We start from the raw sequence: 11,575 nt of genomic DNA, 5'->3' as shown, positions 1-11,575 counted from the left end.
AATGAGAAATCTAGTAAAACTGTTTTCTTTCTTATTTCTATTAAGTTTTTCTACACTGCAGAGCCAGAATTTTAATCAAGAGGAACTTACTTTTATTGAGTTTTTGGGCTACGTAAAAAAGTATCACCCTTTGGTAAAGCAAGCCAATCTTGAAGTAACAAATGCTCAGGCAAAACTGATGATGGCACGAGGCGGATTTGATCCAAAACTTGAAGTAGATTATAATAAGAAAGAATTTAAAGGCACAGAATATTATTCGTTATTAAACAGCAGTTTCAAAATTCCGACTTGGTATGGAGTTGAGATTAAAGCAGGTTTTGACGATACGAACGGGGAATATTATAACCCGCAGAACAAAACGCCAGAAGCAGGTTTAACTTCGCTCGGAATTAATGTTGCTTTAGGTCAGGGAATGTTTATTAACCAAAGAATGGCAGATGTTCGCGAAGGAAAACTTCAGGTAAAACTAAGTGATGCACAGCGAAAACTAAGAGCAATTGAGGTTTTGTATCAGGCGAGTGAAGCTTATTTTGAATGGAGAAAAAGTTACAACGAAGCCGAATTGTATAAAAATTATTTAGGTTTTGCCAGTACTCGTTTTGAAGGCGTTAAAAAGCTGATCGCAGCAGGTGATGCACCCGCAATTGACAGTGTTGAAGCCAAAATTACGGTACGAAACAGAGAACTGAATGTTGAAAATGGAAACCTGAAATTAGCAAAAGCAAAATTGAAACTGGCTAATTTTTTATGGATTGAAAATGTTCCTGTAGAGCTTGGAGATTTAGTAAAACCTGAACAAAATCTAATTCAGACTATAGAAGAAACTTTAAAGACAGATGCTATGATGGTAGATGTGGAGTCGTTAGACTCACATCCAAAAATTCAGTCTCTAGAAACCAAAATGAATATTTTGGAGGTCAATCGCCAGTTAAAAGCCAATTCATTGCTTCCAAAAATTAATGTAGGTTACAACTATATTTCAGAACCAAATTACTGGAATAATTTCAACGCCGACGATTATAAGTTTAATATCGATTTCAGTTTTCCTATTTTCTTAAGAAAAGAACGTGGGAGTTTAAAAATGGCAAAACTTAAAATTCAGGACATGCAGTTTGACATAGATCAACAGCGCTTAGAACTTAAAAATAAAGTAAAAGCGCAGCAGACTGAAATTGCATCATTAAGAAAACAGAAAGTCGTAATTGACAATCTCGTAAAAGATTATATGACAATGCTGAACTCAGAAGAAAAATTATTTTCATTCGGAGAAAGTTCGATTTTCTTAATCAACTCAAGAGAAAACAATTTGGTTAGCGCAAAATTGTCGCAAATAAGTTTAGAGAATCAGTTTTATCTGTCGAATGCCGAATTGTACAAAATATTGGCAAATCCAGATTAACAAATTTCGATGCATAATTGGATAATTGAAATTTATAGAAATCTAACATGTCGCTCCTCTGGAGCTTCTGAATTAGGGAGCATAGATTTTTAGCTATAAATATTTTGCTCTTCCAGAGCTATAAAAAGCCTCGGTGGGACTATACATCGCTAGTCCCAGTGGGACGAAATATTTATAGAAATGTATGTTTGATCTATAAAATAGCCCCAGAGGGGCGAAATATCATGTGTACATAAAAATAACAGTCAGCTTTGTACCTGTCTGCATTATATTAATTTTCAGAATTTTGATTTAAAAAAAGCTTTAGATATTTTTCTAAAGCTTTTTTGTTTGGAAGAAATGTCTAGAAAGCGGTTTCATATTATAACATGAAACCGCTTTTTTTTAAAGTTAAAAACTTCTTTATCTAAATTTGATAGACTTTCTTATTTCGAAGCCGTGTAATTTAATATTGACGAATTATGAGTTTATTAAAAAAGAGTTTCCTTGTATTTTGTTGCATCATTCTTTCTCAAGTTTTAAAAGCCCAAGACGCTCCTTACACAATGGGATTTATTCCAGCATCTATAAGCGAGGTTGATGTTGCGTTTCCGTTAATAGAAAAATGGAATTTGAGCGGTCAGGCAGATATGCAGCTCGTTACACAAGGCGCTTACACAAACGGAAATCCTTTTGAATATACACAGCGTAAAGTAATAAGACCTTGGATTATTTATTCTGGTTTTAAAAATATGAAACTTTGGTTAGGATATGCACACAATCAGAAATATGCGATAGAAGAAGCGGGAAATTACAAAACGTTAGAAAATAGACTTATCGTTATGGGAACCTATACGCAGGAAATGCCCAAAGGTTCTCTTTTCGAACAAGTGCGTTTTGAAACCAAGTTTTTTGATGACAGAAATGGCAATCATCAAACAGTTCCCAGAATAAGAGCTCGTTTTGGAGTCAATCATTATTTGAGACAAAGCAAAGAAAAACCAATTTTTCTAGCACCAAATATTGGCTATTATACCGAATTGATGCTGAAATTTGCTTCTAAAGATTATGCCGATGAACATTTTGATATTTTCAGATTATCGGTTTACTATACTGCTGGAATTACGCCGAATATTCATTTCTTGGCGGGCGTAATCGGTCAGATGCAATTGCGTACAAACGGAACTCAATTTGATGTTTACTACGGACCGATGGTTTCATTAAAATATAGCGTAAAACCAAAAGAACGCGAAACATTTGATAGCGTAGATGGTGGTGCAGATTAGTATTTTTGTTTCATTGTTTTTCTTCCTATTTTATTTTTGAATTATTTCCTGGCCTTAATTTTTAAAAACAAGTTTCAGTATTTAAAATAATTTAATATTAAAGACTGTATTTTTATGCTGATTTAAAAAATAATTTAAATTTGTTGTGAACCAAATAAGGAAAGCAATGAGTTTAAAAGATTTATTAGATAATAGTAAAGACAAAAGTTTGTCTGAACAAAAGTGGCATTTGCTTAGACAATCAATTGTAAAGCGTTTATTGTCTGGAGGTAATTCGACTATTGCCGAATTAAGTGCAGAACTTCAATCAAGTGTTCCAACAGTAACCAAAGCGGTTAACGAATTATTAGTAGAAAACTATGTTGTTGACATGGGAAAAATTACTAACAGCGGCGGGCGTAGACCTTCTCTGTTTAGTATCAATCCGACTTGTGCTTATTTTTTAGGTGTTGAAGTTGGGTTAACGAGTATGTCAATCGGACTTCAAAATATTAAAAATGAGTTGGTAAGCGTAGAGCTTGGAACTTCTTTTACTTTAGAAAACACTCAAGAATCTCTTCTTAAATTTTGCAGTTTAATTAATTCATTTATTGAAGATAGTTTGGTAGAAAAGAAAATGATTGTTGGTGTCTGCATTAACTTTTCGGGCCGAATTAATTCGATGGAAGGTTTTAGCTATAACTATTTTTTCAGTGAAAACCGACCTCTGACAGAGATTATTTCAGAACAATTAAATCTTCCAGTTCACTTAGAAAACGATACGCGTGCAATGGCTTTTGGCGAGTATTGCGAAGGTGTTGTCGATGATGAGCAAAATATCATTTTTGTCAATTATAGCTGGGGAGTTGCAATAGGAATGATTACTGACGGAAAGCTTTATTATGGAAAATCGGGCTATTCTGGCGAGTTTGGACATAGTACGATATTTAACAATGAAATAATGTGCCAATGCGGAAAACTAGGTTGTCTAGAAACTGAAATATCGGGTTGGTCTTTAATTAATCAGTTTAAAGAAGCAATAAAAGAAGGTAAGCAATCTAAAGTTGTTTTAGATGATAACTCACCAGTTTTACAGCATCATGCAATAATTACAGGCGCTGTAAATTTAGAAGATACTCTTTGTGTTGATCTTGTAACACAGCAAAGTGAGAAAATGGGACGTTACTTATCTATCCTTTTAAACATCTTTAACCCTGATCTTTTGGTAATTGGAGGAGATTTCGCACAACTTGGCGATTATGCACTTCTGCCAATTCAATCAGCTCTTAAAAAATATTCATTAGGTTTAGTCAATCGTGATATGAAGCTTAAAAAATCAACTTTGGGGCGCCGTGCGGGAGTTATAGGCGCTTGTTGTGTAATCAAAGAAAAGCTGTTGTTTCCTCTTATTAATAATTAATTTAAAAAATAAATTCATACTTATTAAAATATTTTAATAACTAAAGTTGTTATTTTAAATATTTTTATATCTTTACAAAATAATAATAAAATATTTAAGCAAAGTTTACATCTAATCAATAGAAGTTGGCTGCTTACAAAAGAAAAACTAGAATTAAGATTTGAATAAAACCAAACTAACCATTTGGATAAAAATATTGTTTTTTGATCATAAAAAAAGCCAGCCAATGCTGTGAACATTGCTGGCTTGTTCTTCATCAGAACGGTTGATTGGAAATAAATAAATTGACCTTAACAAAGTTTTATTAACCAAACCATTACAAAAGTATGAAATTATTGCCTAAAAGTAAGCCTAAAAATTTTAGGTTTACTCCTAAACACGTAAAAGTTGTTAAACTTACTTCTACGTTACTTTTAGCTTTTACTATGCAATTAGCGTCTGCTAGCACAGAAAAAAGCGTTGTGTTTACGGATAAAAATGTAAAAAAGAATGACCCAATTCAGAAGAAAGTTACTGGTAAAGTAACCAATGAAAAAGGTGAATCGCTACCAGGTGTAAATATTGTTGCAAAAGGAACAAACATAAGCACTCAAACAGATTTTGACGGAAATTTTGTTTTTGAAGTCCCAGATAATGCAACAACTTTAATTGTTACATATATAGGACTACAAGATCAAGAAGTTGCAATTACGGGAAGTCCATTGAACATTGTCTTAAAAGAAATAGGACAGCAAATGAACGAGGTGATTGTAGTAGGATATGGAGCTCAAAACAGAAGAACTTTAAGTACTGCAGTTTCTAAACTGGATAAAAAAGTACTTGAAAACGTACCTTACTCAAACGTTACGCAATCTTTACAAGGAAGCGTTACAGGTTTGGTTGTAAAAACTTCTTCAGGACAGCCAGGAAAAGCTTCCAATGTAATTGTTCGTGGAGGTACTTCAATAGATAATCCTTCTGGCGCAACTCCTTTATATATTGTTGATGGTGTCATTAGAAATCAGATCGATGATATTAACTCTTTAGATATTGCTTCACTTCAAGTGCTTAAAGATGCTGCTGCAACTTCTATTTATGGTGCACGAGCTTCAAATGGTGTAATCATTGTCACTACAAATACAGGTAAGGCAGGAAAACTAAAAGTTACTTATAATGTTTCAACTCAAAACAGTAGAATTGGTAAAAAATACAATTTTATGGATGGAGGCGATTACATTAAAATGCAACGTGAAGGATTGTATAATGCAGCCGAACTTGCAGGACTTTCTACAACTACTGGTATCGCACGTTTAGGACAATTGACCGGTGCTACGCCTGCAGGTACAGGAAATAATCTAGAAAACAATACTCCGTTTGCTACTTTATTAAAATCTAATTTATCTGCAGAAACCATAAGTACACTTCAGGCAAAAGGCTGGCAAGAAATTGCAGATCCTTTAAACCCAAGCAGCACGATTATGTACAAAAGTACCGATTGGAATGATATCTTGTTTCAAGATGCTATTACACAAAGCCATACACTTGGTTTTAGCGGAGGAACTGATACAGGCGTATTCGATTTGAGTTTAGGATATTTAAAAGGTGATGGTATTACGATATTCACAGGATACCAAAGATTTACCAGTAAATTAAACGCTTCTTTAAAAGTTGCAGACAATTTTACAATTAACGGACGTGTTTTATTTTCAAAAGCAAGCAACAATCAGGTTGTGGCTAATAGTGTAGTTTTCAATAGATATTTAGGAAACTCACCAACTACAAAATTATATTTAGAAGACGGAACTTTAGCTCCAGGACAAAACAACATTAACGGAAATCCATTGTACCAGATGGGGAAAGTTAAAGGGAAAAATGAAAACGATAAGCTTCAGATGAGTGTAGATGGTGAATTAAGACTTGCAAAAGATTTTACTTTCACACCAGCCATTTCATTATACAGCGAGAATGAAAATGACAATACTTTTCAACAGGCATTTTTAAGCGGAAGCAGCGGTTTGGTTGATAATACAAGAACTGCAACAAGATTGAGCAATCAAACCTATCAAGTGCAATACGAAGGAGTTTTTGCTTATAAAAAAGATTGGGAAAATATTGGAAACTTTGATGCTAAACTAGGAGTTTCAAAATACGATAGAACCATTAAATATTTTAATGCAGCAGGAAAAGGAAGCCCTTCAGATTTAGCGCAGACTTTAGATTCATCTCCAATTCCGGTTTCAGTTTACAGCAACAATACGAAATTGGTTTTAAATAGTGTTTTCGGACGTGTTAATTACGATTATAAAAACAGATATTTTGCAACGGCTTCATTTCGTTATGACGGTTCATCAAGTTTAGGACCAGACAATAGATATGGATTCTTTCCTGGGATTTCGGCAGGATGGAATATGCAGGAAGAGAAATTCTGGGCCAACACAATGCCAAAATTCTTTTCTTCTCTTAAACTTCGTGGAAGTTATGGTGTAAACGGAAACTTAGGAACTTTAGGAGATTTCCAAGCTGGAGGATTATATGCAGGAACTACAAACGGACTTCCAAATAGCTACAATGGACAATCGGCGATTATCAACTCTCAAATTGCAAACCCAGGATTGAAATGGGAACAATCTGAAACGATAAATGGTGGTTTTGATATCGGATTAAACGAAGATAAAATTAGAATCATTGGAGATTTCTATAACAAATTGACATCAGACTTATTGACAAATCTGACTTTGCCTTCAAATAGTGGTTTCTCAACTGTTTTGACCAATTTAGGAGGATTAAGAAGCAAAGGTTTTGAGCTAGAAGTTCAGGCAAATGTTTACAATAAGAATGATTGGAAAGTAAATGTTGGAGCAAACGTTTCGCACAATACCAATACAGTTGAAAAACTTCCATTTAATGGAAATGGAAATAATAGAATTGGAGGTACTGAGATCTGGGATGCAAAAAGTGGTAAATATGTATATGTAGGAGGTTTACAGGAAGGACAAAAAATTGGAAATTTCTACGCTCATAAACAATTATATATTCTTTCAACTCAAGCAGAAGCAGATGCATACAATGCAAAAGTTCACGATACTTATGTAACGAAAACGGCTGCAAATGGCGGTAATCCTGATGGAAGAAAATTTGCTGGAGACGCAGTTTTTGAAGATACAGACAATAACGGAATCATTGATAGCCGAGATAGACAATATATGGGGAATATGTTCCCAACATTCGTAGGAGGTTTCAATTTTGATACTTCATACAAAGGTTTCTCTCTAACAGTTAGAACAGATTATTCTTTAGGAGCAACAATTTACAACGAAGCAAGAGCACGTTTCTTAGGTCAGTTTCAAGGTAACTACGGACTGTTGGCAGAAAGCGCACAAGCATGGCAGAAAGAAGGAGATATTACAGATGTTCCTCGTTACCGTTGGGCAGATCAAACCAATCAGAACAACTTATTTAGATCTGAAGCGAGTGGAGCAGCTTATAATACCAATATGTTCCAAGGTAACAGCCGTTACTACGAAAGCGGAGATTATTTATGCATAAGAGAAATTACGTTCAGTTATAGTTTTCCAAAAACACTTATCGAAAAAGCAAGTTTAACATCACTTCGTCTGTATGTTACAGGAAGTAATTTATACTACTTTACAAAATACAAAGGATTAAGCCCAGAAGTACAAGGTATTGACGGAGGATCTAGTTTAGGATTAAACGCAGCTGGTTCTACAGGAACTTACCCAGTGCCTAGAAACATTATTCTTGGTTTAAATATCAGTTTGTAAATTTTTAATTAAAAAATCATGAAAAAGAAATTTCTTTTATACACAATACTTTTTTCAAGTCTTTCTCTTTTTAATTCTTGTCAAGATGATTTAGAATTAACATCTGATAGTGTTATTACATCTGATAGTTTCTGGAAAACAGAAGATGATGCCAAAGCAGGCGTAAACGGAATGTATGTTAACTTCAGAATCCAAACTCAGCAAAATTATTATTTGTTAGGAGGGGCAAGAAGTGCAGAAATTACTGGTGGAGTTCAGTCTCCTTTAACATTGGCAAATTACTATAACAACAATCTTACACCACAAAATATAGATGTAGATTGGGCTGGCTTATATACTGTAATTCATTCGGCAAACTTGGTTTTAAAATATGTGCCAAAAATTACATTTAGTCCATCAACAGTAAAAGAGCAAAAAAGATATATTGCTCAAGCCTATACCATGCGTGCGTTATGTTATTTCATTATGGCGCGTTCTTGGGGAGGAGTGCCAATTGTAACAGAACCAACAGAAAATTCCAATCAGTCGCAATATATTATTCCGCGAAATACGATTGAAGAAACATTTGCCTTTATTAAATCAGATATTGATCAAGCCATTGCTAATTTTCCAGATGCAAACAATAACAAAACGCAATTGGCTCTTCCATCAGTTTATGCTTTAAAAGCAGAAGTGAATTTATGGACAGCAAAACAATTAAATGGAGGAACAGCAGATTTAAATAATGCTTTGGCAGCAATAAATGCAATTCCGGGAACACCGACTTTAATGCCAAGTTTCAAAGATGTTTTTGCTTTTGACAAAAAAGGAAATGCCGAAGTGCTTTTTGCAGTTCGTTATTCATTAGCAGATTTAACGTCATCACTATTAGATAACTGGAATCAGTTTATGTTTGTTGGACCAAGTGATTTTGCACCATTAACATCAGCACAGGCAACAGCTGTTTTCGGTACATTAGGAACAGGTTCAGGAAATGCTGGTATTTCGAGAGTACAGCCAGACATTACAAGATTCAATTTTGCAGCTACAGATACCAGAAAAGACGCAACGTATTTAACTTTATATAACGGTACAACTCCAGTAGTTACAGGTTTGGTAAAATATAATGGAACTGTAGACGGAACAATCAGAAGATTTGTGAGTGATATCATTATTTACCGTTGGGCAGATATTTTATTAATGAAAGCAGAGATTAAAAACGCTTTAGGTCAGGATCCAACCACAGAAATGAATTTGGTAATGAAAAGAGCTGACGCATCGGCTTCATTTACAAATGATACTCCGGCAGCAAATGACGATGTGATTTTAAGAGAGCGTTTAAAAGAAATGGCCTTTGAAGGAAAATCATGGTGGGATATTGTTCGTTTTAATAAAACAAGTATAGTTCCGTCAATGGCAGGAAAACAAGTATTGTTTCCAATTTCTCAAAACACAATCAATTTCAATCCTAAAATTGTTCAGAATCCGGGATATACCAATTAAACGAAACAAAGAATAAAAAAACTAAAGTTTAAAATCAAACTGGAAATGAAAAACTTTTCCAGTTTGATAAAACGAAAAAATCAAAAAATAAAAGTCATGAAAATCGAACATTTACAAGGTCTTATTTCAGCTCCATTTACTCCATTTGATGAGAGTGGAAAATTGGATGTGAGCCTGATTCCAGCTTATTATACTTTTCTAAAAAGAAATGGCGTAACAGGAGCATTTATAATTGGTTCTACTGGCGAAGGGGTTTCGATGTCATTAGAAGAGAAAAAAACGGTTGCAAAAGCATGGGCAGATTGCTCCAATCATGATGCCGATTTTAAAGTAATGGTTTTCCTTGGCGGAACTTGTTTAACAGACTGTATTGAACTAGCAAAATATTCGTATGAAATAGGTTTATATGCAGTTTCAATCACAGCTCCGTTTTACTTTAAACCTGGCAATGTAGATACACTTGCAGAAATCTGTATTAAAGTGGGAGAAAGCGTTCCAAATATGCCATTGTATTACTACCATATTCCAGTCTTGACAGGAGTAAATATTCCAATGTTTGATTTGGTAAGAGCTTTGGATGGAAAACTTCCAAATTTTGCAGGAGTAAAATATACACATGAAGATTTTATGGATTTTCAGAGCTGTATGAGTTATGAAAACGGAAAATACGATATGCTTTGGGGACGTGACGAAAACATGCTTTCAGCATTAGTTTTAGGTGCTAAAGGCGCTGTTGGAAGTACTTTTAATTATGCTGCACCATTGTACTATGATTTAATCGATGCTTTTAATGCTAATGATTTAACGAAAGCCAGAAAGTTACAGCAAAAGTCAATTGATATGATTCGTTTCTTAGGAAAGTATGGCGGAATCTCAGTTGGAAAAGCCTACATGAAATTGGTTGGACATAATTTAGGAGAATTCAGATTGCCAGTCAAAAACATGAGTGCAGAACAATTTGAATTATTCAAAAAAGATGTTGCAGGTTTAAATTTTGACGCCTTTAAATCAAAATAATACGTTTCGTTTTCGGCTAAAACAAACAACTATGAATCGATTTTTTTCTTTCTCAATTCTTACTATTTCAATTATGTCAGCAACAGTTGGTCTTTCGCAACAAAAAAATATTTCAAAAATAGAATGGCAAAAAGCAGCGCAGCTTCAAAATGCCGATGGAAGTCTTTCTCTAGGTTTTGCAGGACCAATTAATGGCGTGACAAATGATGTTTTAATTGTAGCTGGAGGAGCAAATTTTCAAGATAAAATGCCTTGGGAAGGAGGAAAGAAGCATTATTCAAAAGAAATTCATGTTTTAGAAAAAAACGATAAAACCTTTCATTGGAATAAAAAATCAATAGCAGAATTACCAGAACCAATTGCGTATTGCGGCAATGTTTCAACCAGTTTAGGAATCGTGTACGTTGGAGGAGAAAATGAGAATGGTTTATCCAACAAAGCACATATTTTAAATTGGAATTCTGAAAAAAATGAAATTGAAATAAAAGCACTGCCCGATTTTCCAATCCAAATAACCAATATTGCTCTTGTAAATGTAAGCAATGTAGTATATGCAATTGGCGGCGATGAAGCCACAAAAAGTTCCGATTTGGTTTTTAGCATTGATTTAAATAAAGCCAAGCCAGAATGGAAATCAGAACCAAAATTACCTTTTGCATTAGCAAATTCAGTAGCAGTGGTTCAGAATGAAGTCATTTATGTTGTTGGAGGAAGAACCAAAACAGCTTCTGGAATAAGTGATTTGCACAACACAACATTGGCTTTCAACCTGAAAAAACAAATTTGGGAAACTAAAGCAATTATAACGGACGGAAAGAAAACTACTAATTTTTCAGCAGGAGCAGGAGTCGCTTTTGGGAAAAACTATATCATTATTACCGGAGGAGATAACGGAGAAACTTTTCATAAAATAGAAACCTATTTATCTCAAATTTCACAGACAGCTTCAGAAGAAGAAAAAGCAAAATTAATTGCCGAAAAAAATATCTTAAATACAACACATCAAGGATTTTACAATGCCGTTTTATTGTACGATACTTTAAAAAATAAATGGACAAAAATTGGCGAATTGCCATTTCTAGCTCATGTAACGACAACAGCAGTACTTTGGAACGATAAAATTGTTTTATCAAATGGAGAAATAAAACCTGGAATTCGTACACCAGATGTTATGATTGGAACTGTAGAATAAAAATAAAAATCTAAGTTAATTAAGTTAAGTTGCTTAGAAACCTGATAGGTTTTTAAAACC

7 protein-coding genes are annotated in these 11,575 nt (G+C 34.0%); all 7 read left to right on the top strand.

Translation table 11 applies throughout. The features are described from left to right. The first annotated feature begins 1 nt into the window (after position 1). The 7 genes from JC605_RS12855 (at position 2) to JC605_RS12825 (ending at position 11,515) form a co-directional block, all read left to right on the top strand. Positions 2-1,399: a TolC family protein gene (locus tag JC605_RS12855; RefSeq protein WP_198856575.1), complete on the top strand. Its 1,398-nt coding sequence runs from the start codon at positions 2-4 to the stop codon at positions 1,397-1,399. Positions 1,400-1,860: 461 nt separating this feature from the next. Then, the gene (locus JC605_RS12850) at positions 1,861-2,664 is read left to right on the top strand and encodes a DUF2490 domain-containing protein (protein ID WP_198856574.1); all 804 of its coding nucleotides are present in this window, start codon (positions 1,861-1,863) and stop codon (positions 2,662-2,664) included. A 166-nt stretch (positions 2,665-2,830) separates the two neighbouring features. Then, complete coding sequence (locus JC605_RS12845) at positions 2,831-4,063, top strand: ROK family protein (RefSeq protein ID WP_198856573.1); 1,233 nt, start codon at positions 2,831-2,833, stop codon at positions 4,061-4,063. 326 nt (positions 4,064-4,389) lie between these two features. Continuing rightward, complete coding sequence (locus tag JC605_RS12840; protein ID WP_198856572.1) at positions 4,390-7,824, top strand: TonB-dependent receptor; 3,435 nt, start codon at positions 4,390-4,392, stop codon at positions 7,822-7,824. An 18-nt stretch (positions 7,825-7,842) separates the two neighbouring features. Further along, entirely contained in the window at positions 7,843-9,306 is a 1,464-nt protein-coding gene (locus JC605_RS12835) for a RagB/SusD family nutrient uptake outer membrane protein (RefSeq protein ID WP_198856571.1), read from the top strand. A 96-nt stretch (positions 9,307-9,402) separates the two neighbouring features. Continuing rightward, positions 9,403-10,323, top strand: coding sequence for a dihydrodipicolinate synthase family protein (locus JC605_RS12830; RefSeq protein WP_198856570.1), 921 nt, complete (start codon positions 9,403-9,405; stop codon positions 10,321-10,323). 31 nt (positions 10,324-10,354) lie between these two features. Beyond that, a complete protein-coding gene (locus tag JC605_RS12825; RefSeq protein ID WP_198856569.1) occupies positions 10,355-11,515 on the top strand; it encodes a galactose oxidase in 1,161 nt (386 codons plus the stop codon). Positions 11,516-11,575 lie beyond the last annotated feature (60 nt).

Source organism: Flavobacterium sp. IB48 (assembly GCF_016405855.1).
GTDB classification, from domain to species: Bacteria; Bacteroidota; Bacteroidia; order Flavobacteriales; family Flavobacteriaceae; genus Flavobacterium; species Flavobacterium ginsengisoli.
The sequence above is the reverse complement of the archived record's forward strand: the minus strand, read 5'-3'. Positions and strand labels throughout refer to the sequence as shown.